This is a genomic window from Bradyrhizobium sp. SUTN9-2 (genome assembly GCF_003122645.1).
GTDB lineage: Bacteria > Pseudomonadota > Alphaproteobacteria > Rhizobiales > Xanthobacteraceae > Bradyrhizobium > Bradyrhizobium yuanmingense.
This window is the reverse complement of sequence record NZ_LAXE01000001.1, coordinates 7,626,526-7,646,558: the sequence shown is the minus strand read 5'-3', so window position 1 is coordinate 7,646,558 and position 20,033 is coordinate 7,626,526. Positions and strand designations below refer to the sequence as shown.

General features: G+C 64.9%; 21 protein-coding genes. 13 read left to right on the top strand and 8 right to left on the bottom strand.

The genetic code is table 11. The annotated features are described in order from the left end of the window. Positions 1–419 precede the first annotated feature (419 nt). Complete coding sequence (locus XF30_RS35400; RefSeq protein WP_036009540.1) at positions 420–1,121, bottom strand: class I SAM-dependent methyltransferase; 702 nt, start codon at positions 1,119–1,121, stop codon at positions 420–422. Between the two features lie 105 nt (positions 1,122–1,226). Here XF30_RS35400 and XF30_RS35395 point away from each other — a divergent pair, with 105 nt between their 5' ends. Beyond that, positions 1,227–1,751 (top strand): Dps family protein, encoded by a 525-nt coding sequence (locus XF30_RS35395; RefSeq protein WP_036009542.1) that lies wholly within the window; start codon positions 1,227–1,229, stop codon positions 1,749–1,751. Positions 1,752–1,890: 139 nt separating this feature from the next. Here the strand turns inward: XF30_RS35395 and XF30_RS35390 are convergent, their stop codons facing one another. Together XF30_RS35390 and carA are read right to left on the bottom strand one after the other, a co-directional pair. Next, a complete protein-coding gene (locus tag XF30_RS35390; protein ID WP_109145281.1) occupies positions 1,891–2,412 on the bottom strand; it encodes a cupin domain-containing protein in 522 nt (173 codons plus the stop codon). A 247-nt stretch (positions 2,413–2,659) separates the two neighbouring features. Then, complete coding sequence (carA, locus tag XF30_RS35385; protein WP_109145280.1) at positions 2,660–3,850, bottom strand: glutamine-hydrolyzing carbamoyl-phosphate synthase small subunit; 1,191 nt, start codon at positions 3,848–3,850, stop codon at positions 2,660–2,662. A gap of 146 nt (positions 3,851–3,996) precedes the next feature. Here carA and XF30_RS35380 point away from each other — a divergent pair, with 146 nt between their 5' ends. The 7 genes from XF30_RS35380 to XF30_RS35350 all read left to right on the top strand — a co-directional run bounded on the left by XF30_RS35380 (position 3,997) and on the right by XF30_RS35350 (position 9,761). Then, positions 3,997–4,698, top strand: a complete 702-nt coding sequence (locus XF30_RS35380; RefSeq protein ID WP_109145279.1) for an alpha/beta fold hydrolase — start codon at positions 3,997–3,999, stop codon at positions 4,696–4,698. 58 nt (positions 4,699–4,756) lie between these two features. Then, on the top strand, positions 4,757–5,212 hold the full coding sequence (locus XF30_RS35375; protein WP_109145278.1) for a GatB/YqeY domain-containing protein: 456 nt from the start codon (positions 4,757–4,759) through the stop codon (positions 5,210–5,212). 221 nt (positions 5,213–5,433) lie between these two features. Continuing rightward, on the top strand, positions 5,434–6,885 hold the full coding sequence (locus XF30_RS35370) for an epoxide hydrolase family protein (RefSeq protein WP_502696150.1): 1,452 nt from the start codon (positions 5,434–5,436) through the stop codon (positions 6,883–6,885). Then, entirely contained in the window at positions 6,813–8,369 is a 1,557-nt protein-coding gene (locus XF30_RS35365; protein ID WP_502696173.1) for an acyl-CoA synthetase, read from the top strand. Before XF30_RS35370 ends, XF30_RS35365 begins: the two co-directional genes overlap by 73 nt. Before the next feature lie 26 nt (positions 8,370–8,395). Further along, positions 8,396–8,863 carry a MarR family transcriptional regulator gene (locus tag XF30_RS35360; protein WP_109145276.1) on the top strand — a complete coding sequence of 156 codons (468 nt, stop codon included), beginning with the start codon at positions 8,396–8,398 and terminating at the stop codon, positions 8,861–8,863. Between the two features lie 98 nt (positions 8,864–8,961). Continuing rightward, a complete protein-coding gene (locus XF30_RS35355; RefSeq protein ID WP_036009556.1) occupies positions 8,962–9,315 on the top strand; it encodes a nuclear transport factor 2 family protein in 354 nt (117 codons plus the stop codon). Between the two features lie 2 nt (positions 9,316–9,317). Further along, complete coding sequence (locus tag XF30_RS35350) at positions 9,318–9,761, top strand: hypothetical protein (protein WP_036030342.1); 444 nt, start codon at positions 9,318–9,320, stop codon at positions 9,759–9,761. A gap of 1 nt (position 9,762) precedes the next feature. On the opposite strand, the gene XF30_RS35345 is transcribed toward XF30_RS35350, so the two are convergent. Next, positions 9,763–11,991, bottom strand: a complete 2,229-nt coding sequence (locus XF30_RS35345; RefSeq protein ID WP_109145275.1) for an ATP-binding protein — start codon at positions 11,989–11,991, stop codon at positions 9,763–9,765. A gap of 240 nt (positions 11,992–12,231) precedes the next feature. On the opposite strand from XF30_RS35345, the gene XF30_RS35340 reads away from it, so the two are divergent. After that, entirely contained in the window at positions 12,232–13,002 is a 771-nt protein-coding gene (locus XF30_RS35340) for a DUF2189 domain-containing protein (protein WP_109145977.1), read from the top strand. Between the two features lie 172 nt (positions 13,003–13,174). Here the strand turns inward: XF30_RS35340 and XF30_RS35335 are convergent, their stop codons facing one another. Next, entirely contained in the window at positions 13,175–13,687 is a 513-nt protein-coding gene (locus tag XF30_RS35335) for an SRPBCC family protein (RefSeq protein WP_109145274.1), read from the bottom strand. 28 nt (positions 13,688–13,715) lie between these two features. Then, on the bottom strand, positions 13,716–14,030 hold the full coding sequence (locus XF30_RS35330; protein ID WP_036040181.1) for an ArsR/SmtB family transcription factor: 315 nt from the start codon (positions 14,028–14,030) through the stop codon (positions 13,716–13,718). Between the two features lie 113 nt (positions 14,031–14,143). On the opposite strand from XF30_RS35330, the gene XF30_RS35325 reads away from it, so the two are divergent. Continuing rightward, positions 14,144–14,764, top strand: coding sequence for a LysE family translocator (locus XF30_RS35325; RefSeq protein ID WP_081494564.1), 621 nt, complete (start codon positions 14,144–14,146; stop codon positions 14,762–14,764). 4 nt (positions 14,765–14,768) lie between these two features. Here the strand turns inward: XF30_RS35325 and XF30_RS35320 are convergent, their stop codons facing one another. Further along, positions 14,769–15,572 carry an N-formylglutamate amidohydrolase gene (locus XF30_RS35320; protein WP_109145273.1) on the bottom strand — a complete coding sequence of 268 codons (804 nt, stop codon included), beginning with the start codon at positions 15,570–15,572 and terminating at the stop codon, positions 14,769–14,771. 76 nt (positions 15,573–15,648) lie between these two features. Between XF30_RS35320 and XF30_RS35315 the strand changes: the two genes are divergently transcribed. After that, the gene (locus XF30_RS35315) at positions 15,649–16,047 is read left to right on the top strand and encodes a gamma-glutamylcyclotransferase family protein (RefSeq protein ID WP_109145976.1); all 399 of its coding nucleotides are present in this window, start codon (positions 15,649–15,651) and stop codon (positions 16,045–16,047) included. 56 nt (positions 16,048–16,103) lie between these two features. Here XF30_RS35315 and XF30_RS35310 read toward each other — a convergent pair whose 3' ends face one another. Further along, entirely contained in the window at positions 16,104–16,667 is a 564-nt protein-coding gene (locus tag XF30_RS35310) for a chlorite dismutase family protein (RefSeq protein ID WP_057027835.1), read from the bottom strand. Between the two features lie 254 nt (positions 16,668–16,921). Here XF30_RS35310 and dnaG point away from each other — a divergent pair, with 254 nt between their 5' ends. Further along, positions 16,922–18,919: a DNA primase gene (gene dnaG / locus XF30_RS35305; protein ID WP_109145272.1), complete on the top strand. Its 1,998-nt coding sequence runs from the start codon at positions 16,922–16,924 to the stop codon at positions 18,917–18,919. A 375-nt stretch (positions 18,920–19,294) separates the two neighbouring features. Continuing rightward, positions 19,295–20,033: RNA polymerase sigma factor region1.1 domain-containing protein (locus XF30_RS35300; RefSeq protein ID WP_283811190.1), on the top strand; the 739-nt coding region annotated here is incomplete at its 3' end.

Below are 20,033 nucleotides of genomic sequence, written 5' to 3'. Positions count from 1 at the left end.
TGGGATCTGGGCACAAAAAAAGGGCGCGCTTGCCGCGCGTCCCCATTTGGCGAGAGCGCGGGGTCTCCCTCGCGCGCGGGTGGGTCTTAAACCAGTTTTTGGAGCGGCGAAACCCCGAAAAACGCCCATCAACCGCCAATTTTCAGGGGTTTGACGGTGCGTTGCCGGCATCGTCGGGGCGGGCGGGCAGTCCGTCTCCGCTTCCGCTATGCTCCAGCTACGCCGGACACGCTTCGCCCCTTCGGGTCTTGCGTGGCTGCGCCACGCGTAGCCCCGCAGGGGCGAAGCGTGGAGACCCGGCCTGGATTTGAACCAGGATGAAGAGCGATGCACCGCCCCCGCGTAGACATTTCCGCCACCGGGCCATCAGGATTATTCCCGATCGGCGTGCGCCAGGCCACCTCAGCTGATCGTTATGCTTAACGGACCAGAGGCGGCCTCGCGATGAAGGTCATGCGCCAGCGGTTGTGCCCGATATTGCTGTGGGCGCGCTGGACCGCGAAGCCCGCCGCCTTCAGCTTGGCCGTGATCTCGTCCTCGCTGTAGCGCTGCAGTCCGATCTTCGAGCGCAGCTGGCGATAATCCGACAGCGCGGTGCTGATCAGCCCGATCAGCGCGTCCTTCAGAAATCCGTGACGCAGGCCGAACCCGAGCAGCGCCATCACATCCCTGACCATGCCGACATTGGGCTGTAGAATGTCGCCCAGCACCAGCTTGCCGGAGGGTTTCAGGATGCGGCGGGTGTTCAATAGCGCCGCATCGAGCTCGTCCGGCGTCATGTATTGTGCGACCGAGTTCATCACGACGAGATCGATCGACTGATCCTGCATCTTGCGGACGTCCTCGAGCGAGCGGACGCGGATCTTGGTGTTTGGGGCAAACCGCGCGATCAGCCGGCCGCGCACGCCCGGCGCGGGCTCGGCCAGGATCAGCATGCCGCAGGCGGCCGCCACCTGGCTCGCCGACAGCGCTTCGCCGCAGGCATAGTCCAGCACCGTCGCATCGGGCGAGGGGATGTAGCCGATGATGTCCCGCGCAATGATCTGGAAGTGCAAGTCGCGATGCAGCTTGCTGACATAGATCGTATGCGTCGAGTCGTAATAATCGATCCAATCGTCCATTGGTATCCCGCCCAGGGGTTCCTATCTAGGAACCGCGCTGCCCACCTTGCGTTAGGGGTGCGGCGGCGCGCCGTCAATGTCCGCGTCCTAACAGGAAGGTCTCCCGTGAGCAAAACCAACAACAAGGTCTCGCCCGAACTCGATACCCCCACGGATCTGTCGCCCGACGGGGTCAAGAAAGTCTCTGAGGCGCTCAACGTGCTTCTGGCCGACGCGTTCGCGCTTTATCTGAAGACCAAGAATTTCCACTGGCACATCAGCGGGCGCCACTTCCGCGATTACCATCTGCTGCTCGACGAGCAGTCCGACCAGATCTTCGCCACCACCGACCAGCTCGCCGAGCGCGTCCGCAAGATCGGCGGCACCACGCTGAAGTCGATCGGCCAGGTCGCAAAGCTCCAGACCATCAAGGACAACAACGAGGACTACGTTCCGCCGCGCGAGATGCTGCGCGAGCTGATGCAGGACAACAAGCACGTCGCAGCCGCGATGCGCAAGGCGCACGACGTCTGCGACGAGGCCGGCGACGTCGCCAGCGCCAGCATTTTGGAGAACTTCATCGACGAGACCGAGCGGCGGACCTGGTTCCTGTTTGAAGCGACGAGGCAGGAGGGCGGCAACGAGGCGTAACGGGATGCGTAGGGTGGGTTAGCCTCGCAGAAGCGCGAAGCGCATCTGCAAGGCGTAACCCACCACTGTCTCTGTCCGCGGAAACAGAAGAGGTGGGTTACGCCTTTGGCTAACCCACCCTACTGCACCACGCGTGTGGCTACCGCCACAACCGCATCAGCGCGCCGTCCTTCCCCGTCACGGGATCAGCCGGCGGCAGCGCCACTTGCGGAATCGTCTTCAGCGCTTTCGCATGGTTCTCCGGCGTTGCGCGCGTGATCTCCATTTTTGCGCCTGGCGGATAGGCGCCGATCACGCAAAAATCATCGCTCGCCTTGACGCATTGATGTCCGGTGCCGGCGGGCAGGATCGCAACGTCGCCGGCCTTGATCTGAAGCTCCTGGCCGTAATCGCCGCCGAAACGCACGCGGGCGCTGCCGCGCGCGACGCCGAGCACCTCATGCACCGTCGCATGATAATGCAGATAATCGTAGACGCCGTTGCGCCACGTCCCGCCCCAGCCGTTCGCTTCGAACAGATTCTCGATGGTCTCTTCCGGGCGCTTTGGGTCGAGCTTCACCGCGCCCTGGTAGACCAGGAACGGAAGGATGTTGTTCGGCACGAGCCCGTCATCCTCGAAAACAATGGCGAGCGGCTCGGCCTTGTCGCGGACGACGGACATGGCTGTGCTCCTGCGCAAGAATAGCAGGGATCAACCAAACGCGTGCGGCGACGTTCCTCGTTCCACCGTCATTCCGGGGCGACCCGCAGCGTCGAGCTATGATGCGCAATTGCGCATCAGAGAATCCATCGCGCTGCAAAGTCTGTTGCCAGATGGATTCCGGGCTCGCGCTACGCGCGCCCCGGAATGACGAAAAAATCCGGGCGAGCCCGGACTTTTGTGGTGAAGTATTCGGGGAGAACGCGCCTTACGCCCTCTTCCTCTGCCGCATCAGGTCGGCGAAGCGCTGGAACAGGTAATGCGAGTCGCGCGGGCCGGGTGAGGCCTCGGGATGATATTGCACGGAGAATACCGGCTTGCCGTCGAGCTGGATGCCGCAGTTGGATCCATCAAACAAGGAAATGTGGGTCTGCGTCGCGCCCTTCGGCAGCGTCGTCTCGTCCACGGCAAAGCCGTGGTTCATCGAGGTGATCTCGACCTTGCCGGTGGTCTCGTCCTTCACCGGGTGATTGGCGCCGTGATGGCCCTGATGCATCTTCTTGGTCTTGGCGCCGACGGCAAGGCCCAGCATCTGGTGGCCGAGGCAGATGCCGAAGGTCGGCGTGCCCGACTTGATCACGTCGCGGATCACGGGGACGGCATATTTGCCGGTCGCGGCCGGATCGCCCGGACCGTTGGACAGGAACACGCCGTCCGGCTTCAACGCCAGGATGTCTTCGGCGGGGGTCGTCGCCGGCACCACCGTCACCTTGCAGCCGACACCGGCGAGCAGGCGCAGGATGTTGCGCTTGATGCCGTAGTCGATGGCGACGACGTTGAACTCGGGCTTGTCCTGGCGGCCGAAGCCCTTGTCCCAGGCCCAGGGCATCTCGTCCCAGGTGAAGCGCTGGCCGCTCGTCACCATCGGCACGAGGTCCATGCCCTCGAGGCCCGGCCATTCGCGCGCCTCTTCCTTGAGGCCGTGCAAATCGAACTCGCCAGACTTCGAGTGCGCGATCACGGCGTTCGGCATGCCCTTGGAGCGGATCAGCGCGGTCAGCGCGCGGGTGTCGATGCCGGAGAGGCCGATGATGCCGCGGGCCTTGAGCCAGGCATCGAGATGCTTGGTGGCGCGGTAGTTCGAGGGATTGGTGATCGCGGTGCGCAGGATCACGCCGCGCGCGCCGGGCGTCGCGGCCATGTTCACCGTCTCGATGTCGTCCTCATTGGTGCCGACATTGCCGATATGCGGGAAGGTGAAGGTGATGAGCTGGCCGGCATAGGAGGGATCGGTCAGGATCTCCTCATAGCCGGTCATTGCGGTGTTGAAGCAGACCTCGCCGACGGCGTGGCCCTCGGCGCCGAGACCAAAGCCCTCCAGCACCGTGCCGTCGGCAAGCACGAGGAGCGCGGTCGGTTTGTGGTCCGGCCAGGCGGGATCGTTGTCATGTTGTGTCATGAGCCCGCTTCATAAGCCCCCCGCGTGTGCACGTCAAAGCGAGAGAGGGCCGATTCACATGCGTTTTTGCATATTTGACAGGCCTCCTCCCACCCTTAAGCTCGGACGCACAATTTCCGGCAATTTCCTGGGCTTGCGAGGCAATAATGGACCAGACCACCCCCATTGTGCTGGTTCCGGGGCTGGCGTCCTCGGCCCGGATCTATGCGCCCGTGATCCCTGCGCTCTGGCGTTTCGGGCCGGTGACGGTCGCCAACCACATCCGCGACGACAGCATGGTTGCGATCGCCCGCCTCATCCTCGCCGAGGCGCCGCCGCGCTTCGCCCTCGCCGGCCATTCCATGGGTGGCTACATCGCCTTCGAGATCATGCGCCAGGCCAGCGAGCGCGTGACAAAACTCGCGCTGATCAACACGCAGGCGCGGCCCGACGCGCCGGAGGCCACCGCGCGCCGCCGCGCTCAGATGGAGCGCGCCAGACGCGGCGAGCTGCGCGCCGTGCGCGAGGAGAGTTTTCCGGAGCTCGTGCATCCGTCGCGGCGCGACGATGCCGAGATTCTCAGGCTCGTGCATGCGCAGGACGAGGACGTCGGCGTCGAAGGCTATCTGCGGCAGCAGACCGCGATCATCGCACGGGTGGATTCGCGCTCCTTGCTGGCGACGATCACATGCCCGACGCTGGTGCTGACGGGCGATGCCGACAACACCATCCCCAACGCCTTCTCCAAGGAGATGGCCGAAGGCATCGCCGGCGCCAGGCTCGTGATTCTCGATCGCTGCGGGCACCTGCCGCAAGCCGAACAGCCGGAGGCGACGGTTCAGGCGCTGACCGAATGGCTGGGGAGCTAGGTTGTGCGACGGCCGCAAAGGGCCTAGATCAGGCGTTTATATCGAAGGGATCACGATCATGCTGCGCGACGACATCAACAATGCGGTCAAGGAGGCCATGAAGGCCAAGGACGAGCGCAAGCTGTCCACGCTGCGCATGGTCAACTCGACCATCAAGAACGCCGACATCGACGCGCGCGGCAGCGGCAAGCCGCCGTTGTCGGACGCTGACATCCTCGCGGTGCTGCAGAAGATGATCAAGCAGCGTCAGGAGGCGGTCGAGCTCTACGACAAGGGCGGCCGCGCCGAGCTTGCCGCGCAGGAGCGCGAGGAGATCGCGGTGATCTCGGCGTATCTGCCGAAGCAGATGTCCGATGACGACGTGAAGAAGGCGATCGCGGATGCGATTGCCGAGACCGGCGCTGCCGGCATGAAGGACATGGGCAAGGTGATCGCCGTGCTGCGCGCGAAATACGCGGGCCAGATGGATTTCGGCAAGGCGTCTGGTCTCGTGAAGGCTACGCTGTCGGGCTAGCTTCTTCCCCTCTCCCCTTGTGGGAGAGGGTGGCTCGCCGCGTAGCGGCGAGACGGGTGAGGGGTCTTTCTCCGCGAGCGATCCTCTCCCAGTAGTTCACGCGGATAGAGACCCCTCATCCGGCGCTTCGCGCCACCTTCTCCCACAAGGGGAGAAGGGGCACCTTTGATGCCGCATAGGTTCGGTCTACTCTCCCGGCAGGAACAAATCGGGAGCAACCGATGACCGTCATCAAGCCGTTTCGCATCGCCATCAGCGACGACGTCCTCGCCGACCTCAAGTCACGCCTCGCCCGCACGCGCTGGCCGGACGCCGAGCTGGTCGACGACTGGAGCCAGGGCGCGCCGCTGAAATGGATCCAGGAGATCTGCACCTATTGGGCCAACGAGTATGACTGGCCCTCGCGCGAGGCAAAGCTCAACCGCTTCGCGCAGTTCACCACGGAGATCGACGGGCTCGACATCCACTTCATTCATGCGCGCGCGAAGGAGCGTTCGGCGCTGCCGTTGATCATCACCCATGGCTGGCCGGGCTCCATCGTCGAGTTCCAGAAGGTGATCGCGCCCCTCATCGACCCCGCCGCGCATGGCGGCAATCCCGCCGATGCGTTCCATGTGATCTGCCCCTCGCTGCCTGGCTTCGGCTTCTCGGCCAAGCCGAAGACCACCGGCTGGGGCGTCGACCGTATCGCCGCGACATGGGCCAAGCTGATGGACCGGTTGGGCTACACGCGCTATGGCGCCCAAGGCGGCGATTGGGGCTCGGCGGTGACGACCTCGCTCGGCGCGCAGGACGCTGAGCATTGCGCCGGCATCCACATCACGCTCGCCCTCAGCGCAGCGCCGAAAGTGGAAGGCGAGCCGACGCCGGACGAAAAGCGCGCTCTCGCCGGCCTCAAGCACTACGCCGATCTCGACTCCGGCTATTCCAAGCAGCAGTCGACGCGGCCGCAGACGCTCGGCTATGGCCTGACGGATTCGCCGAGCGGCCAGGCGGCCTGGATCCTGGAAAAATTCTGGGCCTGGACCGATTGCAATGGCCACCCCGAAAACATCTTCAGCAAGGACGAGCTGCTCGACAACGTCATGCTCTATTGGGCGACGCAGACGGCGACCTCGTCGGCGCGGCTCTATTGGGAGAGCTTTGGCAAGCGCCGCACCACGCCGGTGGTGAAGGTGCCGACGGGTGTCGCGGTGTTCCCCAAGGAGATCGTCACGCCGGTGCGGCGCTGGATGGAGCCGAACTTCCATGACATCACGCATTGGAGTGAGATGGAGAAGGGCGGTCACTTCGCCGCCTTCGAGCAGCCGGAGCTGTTCGTGCGCGATGTCCGGAAGATTTTTTGCGACGGTGCGGTGAGTCTCTGCCGTCATTCCGGGGCGACGCGTCAGCGTCGAACCCGGAATCCATCAAGCGGCATTTCCTGTGGCCCGATGGATTCCGGGCTCGCCCTTCGGGCGCCCCGGAATGACGGCGAGGGACTTGTCCCGTGCGCCCGCGGCCCTAGACTGAACGATAATAACAAGACACCGGAAACGACCATACCATGCTCACCGAAGCCGCAAGCTACGACGAACTCGTCCGCAACTTCCGTTGGGATATCCCCGCGCGCTTCAACATCGCGGAGGCGTGCTGCGATCGCCATGCCGACGGCACCGGCTGGCTTGCGCTGATCTATGTCGACGACACCGGCGCCACCAGCCGCACCACCTTCGACGAGATCGCGGAGATGTCGCGCCGCTTCGCCAATGTGCTGTGGGCGGACGGGCTTGTGCGGGGCGACCGCGTCGCGGTGTTCCTGTCGCAGTCGCTGGAATTGCCGATCGTGCACATGGCGGCGTTTCGCTCGGCCCTGATCTCGATCCCGCTGTTCGCCCTGTTCGGCGAGGACGCGCTGGAATTCCGTCTGTCGAACTCCGAGGCCAAGGCGATCGTCACCGACGAAGCTGGCTGGGAAAAGCTGTCCAAGATCCGCGACCGCCTGCCGGAGCTGAGGAGCGTCTACATCGTCGGCGCGCGCGTGCCCGCCGGCACGACATCGTTCTGGGATGCGGTGAAGGCCGCTTCGCCCGACTTTACGCGCGCGGATACTTCGGCCGACGATCCCGCGCTGATCATCTACACCTCGGGCACGACGGGTAACCCGAAGGGCGCGCTGCATGCGCATCGTGTCGTGCTCGGCCATCTGCCGAACGTGGAGATGTGCCACAACTTCTTGCCCAAGCCCGGCGATCTCATGTGGACGCCGGCGGATTGGGCCTGGATCGGCGGGCTCATCAACGGTCTGCTCGCGTTCTGGTACCACGGCATTCCCCTGGTCGGCCATCGCGCGCGGAAATTCGAGCCGCAAGCGGCGATGCAGATGATGGCCGATCTTGCCGTCCGCAACGTCTTCCTGCCGCCGACGGCGCTGAAGCTGATGCGGCAGGCCGGCGTCAAGCATTCCGGCGTCAAGCTGCGCAGCATCTTCACCGGCGGCGAATCGCTCGGGGGTGAATTGCTCGGCTGGGTGCGCGAGACGTTTGGTGTCGACGCGCATGAGGTGTTCGGCCAGACCGAGTGCAACCTCGTGATCGGCAGCAACGCGAACCTGTTTCCGATCCGCCCGGGTTCGATGGGCAAGGCGACGCCGGGCTTCGATGTCCGCATCGTCAACGACAAGGGCGAGGAATTGCCGCGGGGTCAGCGCGGCATCATCGGCGTGCGCCAGCCGTGCCCCGTCACCATGCTCGAATATTGGCGCAATCCGGAGGCGACCGCGAAGAAATATGCCGGCGACTTCCTGCTCACCGGCGATCTCGGCGTGCAGGACGAGGACGGCTATTTCTGGTACGTCAGCCGCGAGGACGACGTCATCACCACCGCCGGCTATCGCGTCGGCCCCTCCGAGATCGAGCACACGCTGATGAAACATCCGTCGGTGGCCATGGCTGCGGTGGTCGGCATTCCCGATCCGATCCGCACCGAATCGATCAAGGCCTGGATCGTGCTGCGTCCGGGCTTTGCCGGCAGCGACACGCTCGCGCGCGAGATTCAGGACTTCGTCAAGGTGCAGCTCGCCGCGCACGAATATCCGCGCTTCGTCGAATTCACGGAGACGCTGCCGATGACGGCAACAGGCAAGGTGCTGCGCCGCGAGCTGCGGGCCAAAGGCTGACTTCTTACAAGGGCTGGCTTCCGACCATGGCAAAGACGTCTCAAGCCGCGGGGCTTCACCGCGCCTCGCTCGCAAAGCTGCACGAGCTCGATACGGCGCTGGAGCTCATGTACTACGGCTGGCGCGGCATGACGCTGCAGGCCGACGTATATCTGGCCAAGCAGGGCCTGTCGCGTCCGCACCATCGCATCCTCTACGTGGTGGCGCGCCGGCCCGACATCGCCATCGGCGCGCTGATCGAGATCCTCGGCATTTCCAAACAGGCCCTCAACCGGCCGCTCAATCTGCTGCTGGAGCGCAAGCTCTTGACCTCGAATCGCTCGCCGGAGCAGCACCGCTCGAAATTGCTGCGCCTGACGGAAGCGGGGCGGCGCATCGAGCAGCGGGCCTCGGACCACGAGCGCCAAGTCCTGCGCGAAGCGTTCGCGCGCGCCGGGGCGAGCGGTGCGGCCGGATGGATCGGCGTGATGGAGGCGATCGCCGACAACAACTGACCGAAATCTCAAGTCAACATAGTTGACATGAGGCGCGCGCTTTGCCACCTTCCGGGCCACAAGCCGAAGGGAGGATTCGTGTCGTGAGCGGACAGGCAATGGACCGCGCGGCCGCTGCAAGCTTCGTCGCGGCATGGTGCGCGAACTGGTGCAAAGTGGACATCGACGCGGTCGTCGCCCATTTCGCCGACGATGCGCAGATGCGCAGTCCTCTCGCGCTCACCCTGACGGGGTCTCCGACCGTCACCGGCGCCGAGAACATTCGCGCCTACTGGCGGAAAGCCTATGGCCACATCGAAAGTGCCGACCTGAAAATCCTGGACTGGAGCTGGGACGAGGCGATCGCGCGACTGACGGTGTGGTGGCAGTTGGGCGATACGCGCGCCAGCGAGTTCATGGATTTCGACGATGCGGGCCGTGTGGTGCGCAGCGAAGCCTTCTACGGGAAATGACCATGCGATTTTCGGATATCGTCCTGCTTCTCAACACGCTCTGGTTCGTGGGCGCGTTCATCCAGTTCAGCATCGCGCAAACCAACACGTTGAAGATCCTGCTGCCGCGAGAGGAGCGCAGCAATCCGATCGCGCCGACCCTTGCAGCGAGCGTCGCGTTTCTCGGCGGCATGAATCTGCCGATCGGGCTCTTGTCGCTCTATCTTCTGGCCGCCCGTCCGTCCTTCTTCCAACCGGTCGAAGCGCAGCTCGCGCTGTTCCTGTTCTTTGCCGCCTGCCATTTCAGCCAGTTCGCCTATAACGTCCCGGTGCTGATGCGCGGCGGCCGCGTCGGGGTGGCCTATTGGCCGGTGTTGAAGGGCCCGATGCTCCGGATCTTCGTGATCGATGCGGCTCTGTTCGCCGCCAATCTCGCAGTGGCGCTGCAGCTCACGATCGCGTCCTGATCTAGCGCGGCGGCTCCGAGAGGGCCGCGCGCAGCATTGCAGCGAGCTCCTTGCGCCGGAACGGCTTGGTCAGAATGCGCGCGTCGATCCCGTCGGGCGTCTTGACCGGATCCTGGCTGTAGCCGGACGTGAAGAGCACCTTGAGGCCAGGCTGCAGCTGAGCGGCCTGCCTCGCCAGCTCCGGCCCGAACATGCCGCCGGGCATCACGACGTCGGTGAACAGCAGCTGGATGTCCGCGGACTGGCGCAGCACGTCCAGCGCCGCGGGGCCGTTTGCCGTCGTGATGACGCGGTAGCCGAGCGCTTTCAGCTCGTTCTCGACATAGGCGCGCACCATGTCGTCGTCCTCGACGACGAGGATCGTTTCGTATCCCTCGGGTGCGGCGACACGCGCTGCCGGTGACGGCTCCTCGCTCGACGACGTCGGCAGGCGAGGAAAGAACAGCCTGACCACGCTGCCTTGACCCGGTTCGGACTGCATCTGCACGAGTCCGCCGGATTGTTGCGCAAATCCGTAGACCATGCTGAGGCCAAGGCCGGTGCCCTTGCCGACCTCCTTGGTGGTGAAGAACGGCTCGAACGCGCGCTGCAACACCTCGCTGCTCATGCCGGACCCGGTATCCTTCACGGCCAGCATGACGTAGTCGCCGGGCCGCGGCTCGCCGTTGACGTCGAGGTCGGATTCACCGAGCGATGCATTCCGCACCTCGACCATCAGCTTGCCGCCGTCAGGCATCGCGTCGCGCGCGTTGAGCACGAGGTTGAGCACGGCCGTCGCCAATTGGCCGGGATCGACGCTGGCGAGCCAGAGATCCGGCGCGAACGTGAAGCTGGATTCGATGTGCTCGCCCAAGGTCCGCTGCAGAAGCTGCTTCATGCCGGTCACCTGCTCGGCGATGTCGATCTCGCGCGGCCGCAGCGGCTGCTTGCGCGCGAAGGCGAGCAGGCTCCGCGTCAGGTCGGAACCCCGCTCGGCGGCGGTCGCAATGTCGTCGGCGATCCGGTGCAATTCCTCGTTGCCCGCAAGCCTGTCGGCGAGGTGCTCGGAATTGCCGAGAATGACGGTCAGGAGATTGTTGAAATCGTGCGCCACGCCGCCCGTGAGCTGGCCCATGGCTTCCATCTTCTGCGACTGGCTGAGCTTGTGGCTGAGATCGGCGATGGCGGCGCGCTGCTGCTCGAGCGATTCGGCCGTGCTGTTGAGCAGCGTCATCAACCCGCCGAGCTCGCCCCCCGGGTGGGGCTCCGGAATGCGCGCGCTGAGATCGCCGTGCCCCAGGCTCTTCGCCATGGCAGCGAGCCGCCCGACCTGCCGTCCGATGCTCACCGTCGTGAGGATCCAGAGGCCGGCGAGGAGCAGCAGCGAGGCCACCGCCAGGATCGCCATGTCCTCGTAAAGCCGGCGGTTCGCTGCCGCGATCAGTCCGTCCTTGGACCGCCCCACCAAGATATAGAGTCCGGCCTTGCGGATCGCGGGCGAGCGGGCAACGCCCCAGATCTGCGTGCGGCCGTCGCGATCGGCGATCTCCCGGAATGGTTCGCCGTCGGGATCTGCCGCGAAGCGGAACAGGTCGGAGCCCGCAATGGAGCCGCCGATGGGTACGCTCCAGCCGCCGCGCTTGGGGGCGGCCAGGACCGTGCCCTTGGCGTCGACGAGCAGGATGTCCTTCTCGGCGAGCAGCCGCTTGTCGTGAAACTCCGCGAATTTGTTCAGGTTGAAGGAGGCCAGCAGCACGAATTTCAGCGCGCCCGTATCCGATCGCACCGGATAGGCGATCTGCAGCACCGACAGTCCGGTGAGGCGGCCGAACACCGGTTCCACCGCGACGAGGCCGTGAAGAGTCTTGACCTCTTTGAAATAGCCGCGGTCGTTCAGGTCGAGCGTGCGGTTGGTCCGCAGCGAGTCGCAGAACAGCCTGCCGTCGGGATCGATGGTCAGGATACCCGTGAACTGCGGATATTCCTCGCGGACATCCGACAGAAACGCCGAGCATGCCGCTTTGTCGCGCGTGTCGAGGTCGCGGGCGCGGGCGAGCCCGTAATGAAGCTGGGCAGTCCCCTGGATCTTCTCGCCGAGATCGCTGGCGATGTCGTCGGCGGATGCGGCGAGATTGGCCAGCGCCGCGTCGATCTCGCTGGCCCGGTTCTGCACGAAGCGCAGCCCGACCAGAATCGCCGGCACGAGCATGGCCGCGATGACGAGGATAAGTAACCGGGTACGCAGGCTCATCGGTGGGCGATCGGCTCTCGGGCGACGGTATTCGGAGGTGCAATTTGCGGCACGATCATCTGCCCCGTCCATAGCGGGCGGTGCAAAAATCGCGCGAAAGGCTAACGATTTCGCCGTGCGAGCATCGTCTTTTCACTGCCACCCTTCGCGCCGGCCGGCATCAAGTTGCGCCGCCGCGCGGCGGCGCTAATATCGCGGCATGCGCGCGACGAAGATCGCGCCGATGTGCGGAGGAAGCTGATGTCCATCTCGGGCAAGGTCGATCCGGTGGTGCGTCCCGTGGCGGCGGTCGACATCGCCGAGGCGCTGGTCGAGGGCCTGCGTGATTTCCAGGCGCTGCCGCTCTACGGTCTCTGCTTCGGCGCGCTCTATGCCGCCGGCGGCATCGTCATCATGCTCTGTCTCACCGCCTTCGGCATGGTCTACCTGGTCTATCCCCTCGCTGCCGGCTTTGCGCTGATCGGACCGTTCGTTGCGATCGGCCTCTACGAAGTCAGCCGGCGTCGCGAGCGCGGCGAGCCGGTCTCGTTCGCTGCGATCTGGTCCGCGATCCGCTCGCGCAGCGAGATCGGCTGGATGGCCTTCGTGACGTTGTTCGTCTTCGTGGTCTGGATGTACCAGGTGCGGCTCCTGATCGCGCTGCTGCTCGGCCTCAACGCCTCGTTCTCGAGCTTGCAGGAATTCATGACGGTGGTGCTGACGACCAGCGAGGGCCTGCTGTTCCTGGCCATCGGCAATGCGGTCGGGGCCGTGCTGTCGCTGATCCTGTTCTCGCTGACCGTGGTGTCGTTCCCGCTGCTGCTCGATCGCGAGGTCGATTTCGTCACGGCCATGGTGACGAGCGTGCGCGCGGTGGTGACGAGCCCGCTGCCGATGATCGGTTGGGCCGCATTGATCGTGATGCTGCTGATCGTCTCGGCGCTGCCCTATTTTCTCGGGCTGGTGGTCACGCTGCCGGTGCTCGGGCATGCGACATGGCACCTGCACCGCCGGTTGGTGGCGCCGGTGTAGGCCGTCGCCCCCGCCTAGTGCGCGGCTGCGCACGGGGGCGGGGGCCCATAACCCCAGGGAGAAGTTGGGGCGCGAAGTCGTAACCACGAGTCTTCGCCAAACTTCATCCTGTGGTTATGGGTCCCGGGCTCGCGCTTCGCGCGCCCCGGGACGACAGCGGAGATTGCCTCGCTCAAGGCACCTTGATCCCCATCGCCTTCAGCGCCTCCAGCAACCGCACCGGCGGGGACATCTCGATATGCGGCGCCTTGCCGGTCTCCAGCAGGCTCTTCAATCCGGAGAGGATCGCGGGCCAGCCGGTGCGGCCGCCGGAAAGGATGTCGTCGCTGAGCCCGCGGTCGTGGCGTTGGCTCAGGGTGAGGCGGACGGCTTCGCCGGCCTGCTCGATCTCGTAGGTGACAATGGTGGTGCCGAGCTTTTCCACGAGATCCGGCCAATTGACGTTCCAGCTCACCGTGAGCCTCCTCGGCGGATCGTATTCGAACACTTCGCCGCGGATGTGCTCGGAGCCGTCGGGCGCGTGCACGACGAAACTGCCGCCGAGCTTCGGCTCCATCTCCACCGCAAAGCCGGAAAAATATTTCCGGCTGAACTCGGCGGACGTCAGCGCCTCCCACACCTTCTCGGGCGTCGAGGCGATGTAGATGGTGTAGACGGTCAGCGGCTTGAATTGATCGAGGTTCATCGTGCATCAAATCCTTCGTTGAGCGGACTCACTCGTCGCCGTTCTCCAACTGACGTTTCAGCTCGTTGAGCGCGGCGAGCTTGCTGCGCTCGAACTTCCTGATCCAGCGTTCGCCGATCTGATGGATCGGCATCGGGTTGAGGTAGTGCAGCTTCTCGCGTCCATGCCTGATGGTGGTGATGAGGTTCGCTTCCTCCAGGATGGCAAGGTGCTTGGTGACGGCCTGTCGCGTCATCGCAAGCCCCTCGCAGAGCTCGTTCAGTGTCTGGCCGTTTCTGGCGTGAAGCCTGTCGAGCAGCGAACGTCGCGAGCTATCCGCGAGCGCCTTGAAGACCTCATCCATGGCGGTGAGAATAGGCAACTAAATGGTTGCGTGTCAAGATGGAACGGCTCACGTGTCTTCCGTTCCAGCTTGGGCCATGCATTAATGCGCCCGAACCGCAGCGAGTCCCTCCCATGATGTCCATGCAAGCCTATCTCGCCTTCGTCGCCGCCTGCATTGCGCTGGCGCTGCTGCCGGGGCCGATCGTCACCCTCGTCATCGCCAATGGCTTGCGCCACGGCACGCGTGCGGCGCTCATCAACGTGGCCGGCGCGCAGGCCGGGCTTGCCATCGTCATCGGCATCGTCGCGATCGGCCTGACCTCGCTGATGGCGACCATGGGCTATTGGTTCGATTGGGTGCGCTTTGCCGGCGCCGCATATCTGATCTGGCTCGGCATCAAGCTGATCTGGGAGCCGGTCGAAGGCGTCGATGTCGACGCGCCGCCTCCGCCGCCGCGCGGCGGCTTCTTCCTGCAGGGATTCCTGGTGCTGCTGTCGAACCCCAAGGTGCTGGTGTTCTTCGGCGCTTTCATCCCGCAATTCATGGACATGAGCCAACCGCATTTCCCGCAGGTCGCGCTGCTGGGTGCCACCTTCATGGTGACGGCGGTGATGACCGATGCGCTCTACGCGATTGCCGCCGGGCGCGCCCGAAAATTCTTCTCGGCGCGGCGCACGCGGATGGTGTCGCGCATCTCAGGCGGCTTCATGATCGGCGGCGGCATCTGGCTGGCACTGACGCGGGCGAAGTGACCGCTTAACTCATTCCCTGCTCGCGCAGCGCGGCCTCGATCTCGCGCAGGATCCGCGCCAGCCGCTCGGCCCATTGCTGCTGGCCGCTCTCCTCAGTGATCAAGTCCTGGCGGATCTCGATGCCGGTGTTGACGAGCCCGCGCGCCTCGCCGTGGATTGGAATCGTGTAGTCGGTGATGTCGCTCACCGCATAAGGCTGGTTGTCGCCGACGACGAGCGCGCTCTCGGCCCGCAAATGCTGCAGCATCAGCCGCGGCAGCACCGTATCGCGGTGATAGAGCGTGCCGATGTGCCAGGGCCGCGGCTCGCCGTAAAAGACCGGCGTGAAGCTGTGCAGCGCCACCAGCACCGTCGGCCTGCCCGCCCTGATGCGTGCATCGATCGCCGCGCCAATCCGGCGGTGATAGGGATCGAAGATCTCGCGCCGGCGCATCTCCTTGGCCGCGGCCGACAGATCCTCATTGCCGGGGATGGCGGTCGCCTCGGATATCACGGGGATCGAGCTTGCGACGCCGGGCGGGCGGTTGCAGTCGATCACCAGCCGCGAATAACGCTGCGCGATCAGATGCGCATCGAGCATCTCGGCGAGCCGCTCGGCGACACCGGCGATGCCGATGTCCCAGGCGATGTGCCTGACAAGATCGGTATCCGCGACGCCGAGATCGCCGAGCGCGCGCGGCAGCACCCGTCCGTAATGGTCCGCGGTGAGCAGGAACGGCGATGTCCCTGCCGTATTCACCTCATGCACGGGCGGAATGTCGCCCTCGCCGAGCAGCTGGTCGGTTGCGTCGGCTATATCCAAAGCCATCCTGATTTGCCTATGGAATGACAAACTGTGTAAACGGAGTAGCGGTATCGCACCGATGCCGCAACGTTGGAACGGCATGAGCTCGGATCGACTTTTCGTTTACGGCACCCTGATGCGCGGCTTCGACCACCCGATGGCGCGGCTGCTCGCGGCCCATGCGGAATTCATCAGTGAAGCCACCTGTCGCGGCCGGCTCGTTCTGGTGAAGCACTATCCGGGATTGCTGCTCTCCGAGACGCCGTCGGACATCGTCCATGGTGAGCTGTTTCAGCTGCGCGTGCCGGACGAGCTCCTGCGCGAGCTCGACATGTACGAGGCTTGCGGCGAGGGCTTTCCCGAACCGACGGAATATCTGCGGCAGATGATCGAGGTGACGCTGCCCGACGGCGCCACCGGGAAGGCCTGGACCTACGTCTACAATTGGCCGGTTACCGATCTGCCGCGCATCGAGTCCGGGCGCTTCCTTGATCGCTAGATATTCTCGAGCGTGATCTTCTCGGAAAACCGCTGCGCACTTTTCCGGATCATGCTCTATGCCGACAGCACTTCCTTCACCACGCGCACGTCGACCTCGCGCTCGACATAGCTCCACTCCTCGGTCCGCCGCAGCATCGCCACCAGCTCCTCGAACAGCGAGGCGTGCACGGGGGCGAATTCGAACCAGGTCAGGAAATCGAAGGGGCCGCCGAGGTCGCGGCAATGATAGAGCTGGCGCGCGATCGCGGGCAGAAAACGAAGACTGCTGGCAATGTGGTGCGACTTGTCCTCAAAAATCTTGCGGCGCTCTTCCTGGGTCAGCTCCCACCAGGCCTGCGATTTGCGGATCGGGATCAGTGCCGCGCTGGTGGCCTCCAGCCGGCCGAGGCCGGCCTGCACGGCGACGAGCTGCTGCTTCTCGGCCCGCTCGGTGTAGCGCAGGCTGCTGGCAACGCCGACCAGCCGCCAGGCATTGCGCGAGGGCACCAGCGGCAACGAGACGGCCTCGCTGTCGGTCACCGACAGCGCCGGCACGAAGGGCAGGGACTCGCCCGTCACAGGCGAGAGCGAGGTCACCCGCCAACCCCCGGTCTGGCCGCCCCGAAAGGTCCTGAACATGGCGGTATGGAAGCGTGGAACCGGGCGCGGTTCAAGTGGCTCGTCATTCCGGGGCGCGCGAAGCGCGAGCCCGGAATCCATTTCTCCCAGCATTCCAGTGGCTCGATGGATTCCGGGCTCGCCCCTTCGGGGCGCCCCGGAATGACGGAGGGCTGTGAACAGCGCGGATAAGCCCGACAAACCTGGCCTTTGACCGGGCCGTCCCTATATCCCTGATCCTTCGCCCAACTCAAACGCTCGGCTAAACTCGCCCCATGCGCTTCACGCCCCAGTTCCTCGACGAGCTTCGTGCCCGGCTTTCGGTCTCCGAGGTCGTGGGCAAGCGCGTCAAGCTGAAGAAGGCCGGGCGCGAGTGGAAGGGGCTGTCGCCGTTCCAGCAGGAGAAGACGCCGTCCTTCTACGTCAACGACCAGAAGGGTTTTTATCACGACTTCTCCTCGGGCAAGCACGGCGACATCATCAACTTCGTGATGGAGACCGACGGCCTGCCGTTCGCGGAAGCGGTGGAGCGGCTTGCAAATATGGCGGGCCTGCCGCTGCCGGCGGTGACGCCCAACGCCGCGCGCGAGGAGCAGCGGCGGCGCTCGCTGCATGACGTGATGGATCTCGCGGCGAAATTCTTCGCCGAGACGCTGGCCTCGCGCGTGGGCGCGAAAGCGCGCGGCTATCTCGCCGATCGCGCCATTTCGCCGGCGACGCAATTGCAGTTCCGCCTCGGCTATGCGCCGGGCGAAAGATTCGCACTGAAGGAGCATCTCGGCAAGCTCGGCGTCTCCGTCGAGGACATGGTCGAGACCGGTCTGTTGATCGGCGGCGACGACATCCCCGTTCCCTACGATCGCTTCCGCGATCGCGTGATGTTTCCGATCGCCGATCTGCGCGGCCGCGTCATCGCCTTCGGCGGGCGCGCGCTGGAGAAGGACGTTCCGGCCAAATACCTGAATTCGCCGGAGACGCCGCTCTTCCACAAGGGCGACAATCTCTACAACCACCAGACCGCGCGCAAAGCCACCCATGACGGCAGCCCACTGATCGTGGTCGAAGGCTATGTCGACGTCATCGCCATGGTCACCGCGGGCTTTGCCGGCAGCGTCGCGCCGCTCGGCACCGCGCTCACCGAAAGCCAGCTCGCGCTGCTCTGGAAGATGGCGGACGAGCCGATCCTCTGCTTCGACGGCGACCGCGCCGGACAGAAGGCGGCCTATCGTGCTGCGGACCTTGCCTTGCCGTTCCTCGCGCCCGGCAAGAGTCTTCGCTTTGCGCTGCTGCCGGAAGGGCAGGACCCCGATGATCTCGTGCGCTCGGGCGGGCGCGGCGCGATCGAGGAGGTCATCGGCGCTGCCCGTCCGCTCGCCGACATGATCTGGTCGCGCGAGCTCGAGGGCGGCAATTTCGCCACGCCCGAGCGGCGCGCCGCGCTCGAGGCCCGCATCAGGGAGCTCACCAACGGCATTCGCGACGAGGTGGTGCGGCGCTATTATCGCGACGACTTCGTCGAGCGGCTGCAGCGCACCTTCGCGCCCGAAGGTGGGCGCGGCTTTGGCGGCCGGGGCAATTTCCGCCCCGGTGGCGGCCGCCCGTTCCAGCCGCGAGGCGGGGCGAATCGATTCGGTGGACAAGGCTTCGGCGGCCGCCGCGGCGCTCCGGGTCCGGCCCCGCTGCCCTCCGGCCCCTACCAGGCGGCGAGCCCGCAGCTGGCGGCAAGCCCGATCCTGCGAGGCCAGCGCAGCGCCATCTCCCGCCGGGAGGCGCTGATCCTGCAATGCCTGATCAACCACCCCTGGCTGCTGCACGAGCATCTGGAGGAGGTCGCCGCCCTGGAGCTGGCCCATCCGGAGGCCCATAGGCTCCGGGCCGGCATCATCGCCGCCTTTGCCAACGACCATCACCATTCGCCGGACCCCGGCGAGCAGGCCGAAAAGATGCGCGGCGACCTCGAAAAGGGCGGATTTTCTCAAACTCTTCAAAGGGTTGAGAATGTCATCACGACCCAGGCGGTGTGGGCCGCCCGCGAGGGCGCGGCGAGGGACGACGTTCTTGCCACCTGGCACCAGCTGGTTGCCTTGCATCGGCAATGGCATTCACTACTTAGAGAGCTGAAAGACGCCGAGCTGGCCTTGGGGGAGGATCCCAGCGAGGCCAATTTGGCGTGGCTGCGTGACGTCAAGGCTCGGATAGGTGAAGTCGACGGTACCGAGGCCCTGATCGAGGGTTTTGGCGAGCTGTCGGGCCGGCTCCAGAAGAGCATGTGATGAAAGAAACATGCGGACGGCCACGGCTGGAACCGCTAAAAGACTCGCCAAATCCTAGGTTTGGCGGCAAAAACAGGGTTAATCGAGGCTTAACGGTCTTGTAGCACTTTGGCCCAGAGGCGGCCGCAGGCATAACAGACGCGTCAGGAATGAATCCGCGCAATCGCTGTTGGCACTACACCTGCATCCGCCGCGACAAAGAGGCTGACGAAGCGTTAGGCAATTCCGGCGAGAGAGAGTTGGGGGTGGCGAGAGGTTTGTGCGCCGCCCTTTCCGTGTCGAGAGCTGCCGAAGCGAGAGCGTCGAGCAACAGGTTCATGTGAATTCACGCGAAGGCGCGGCGCGTCTCGCATGAAGCGCGTTTAGGAGCAATGGATGGCCACCAAGGCAAAGACGCTGCAGGCGAAGGACAAGGAAAAAGACGACAAGGCAGCGGATGCGCCGGAGAAGGATTCCCAGGACGCGCCCTCGCCCTTGCTCGACCTGTCCGACGCCGCCGTGAAGAAGATGATCAAGCAGGCCAAGAAGCGCGGCTTCGTGACCTTCGATCAGCTCAACGAAGTCTTGCCGTCCGACCAGACCTCGCCCGAACAGATCGAGGACATCATGTCGATGCTCTCGGACATGGGCATCAACGTCACCGAAGCCGACGACACCGAAGGCGAGGAAGAGAAGGACGAGGGCGACGACGAGACGGATAACGAGCTCGTCGAGGTCACTCAGAAGGCCGTCACCGAGGTCAAGAAGAGCGAGCCGGGCGAGCGCACCGACGATCCCGTGCGCATGTATCTGCGCGAGATGGGCACGGTCGAGCTGCTCTCGCGCGAGGGCGAAATCGCGATTGCGAAGCGCATCGAGGCCGGCCGCGAGGCGATGATCGCGGGCCTCTGCGAAAGCCCGCTGACCTTCCAGGCCATCATCATCTGGCGCGACGAGCTCAACGAGGGCAAGATCTTCCTCCGCGACATCATCGATCTCGAAGCCACCTATGCCGGCCCGGATGCCAAGGGCGGCATGAACGCCGCGATGATCGCAGGACCCAATGGCGAGGGCGGCGAAGCCTCGGCCGAGGGCGGCGAAGCCACCGCGTCCGCCGCTGCGCCCGCGCATGTCG

Bases quoted from the DNA above. Each gene is read 5' to 3' on its own strand.
- XF30_RS35330 (WP_036040181.1), bottom strand. From the start codon at position 14,030: ATGGATGAGGTCTTCAAGGCGCTCGCGGATAGCTCGCGACGTTCGCTG.
- XF30_RS35345 (WP_109145275.1), bottom strand. From the start codon at position 11,991: ATGAGCCTGCGTACCCGGTTACTTATCCTCGTCATCGCGGCCATGCTC.
- dnaG (WP_109145272.1), top strand. From the start codon at position 16,922: ATGCGCTTCACGCCCCAGTTCCTCGACGAGCTTCGTGCCCGGCTTTCG.
- XF30_RS35340 (WP_109145977.1), top strand. From the start codon at position 12,232: ATGTCCATCTCGGGCAAGGTCGATCCGGTGGTGCGTCCCGTGGCGGCG.
- XF30_RS35380 (WP_109145279.1), top strand. From the start codon at position 3,997: ATGGACCAGACCACCCCCATTGTGCTGGTTCCGGGGCTGGCGTCCTCG.
- XF30_RS35350 (WP_036030342.1), top strand. From the start codon at position 9,318: ATGCGATTTTCGGATATCGTCCTGCTTCTCAACACGCTCTGGTTCGTG.
- XF30_RS35320 (WP_109145273.1), bottom strand. From the start codon at position 15,572: ATGGCTTTGGATATAGCCGACGCAACCGACCAGCTGCTCGGCGAGGGC.
- XF30_RS35370 (WP_502696150.1), top strand. From the start codon at position 5,434: ATGACCGTCATCAAGCCGTTTCGCATCGCCATCAGCGACGACGTCCTC.
- carA (WP_109145280.1), bottom strand. From the start codon at position 3,850: ATGACACAACATGACAACGATCCCGCCTGGCCGGACCACAAACCGACC.
- XF30_RS35375 (WP_109145278.1), top strand. From the start codon at position 4,757: ATGCTGCGCGACGACATCAACAATGCGGTCAAGGAGGCCATGAAGGCC.
- XF30_RS35310 (WP_057027835.1), bottom strand. From the start codon at position 16,667: ATGTTCAGGACCTTTCGGGGCGGCCAGACCGGGGGTTGGCGGGTGACC.
- XF30_RS35325 (WP_081494564.1), top strand. From the start codon at position 14,144: ATGATGTCCATGCAAGCCTATCTCGCCTTCGTCGCCGCCTGCATTGCG.
- XF30_RS35400 (WP_036009540.1), bottom strand. From the start codon at position 1,121: ATGGACGATTGGATCGATTATTACGACTCGACGCATACGATCTATGTC.
- XF30_RS35360 (WP_109145276.1), top strand. From the start codon at position 8,396: ATGGCAAAGACGTCTCAAGCCGCGGGGCTTCACCGCGCCTCGCTCGCA.
- XF30_RS35355 (WP_036009556.1), top strand. From the start codon at position 8,962: ATGGACCGCGCGGCCGCTGCAAGCTTCGTCGCGGCATGGTGCGCGAAC.
- XF30_RS35315 (WP_109145976.1), top strand. From the start codon at position 15,649: ATGAGCTCGGATCGACTTTTCGTTTACGGCACCCTGATGCGCGGCTTC.
- XF30_RS35335 (WP_109145274.1), bottom strand. From the start codon at position 13,687: ATGAACCTCGATCAATTCAAGCCGCTGACCGTCTACACCATCTACATC.
- XF30_RS35390 (WP_109145281.1), bottom strand. From the start codon at position 2,412: ATGTCCGTCGTCCGCGACAAGGCCGAGCCGCTCGCCATTGTTTTCGAG.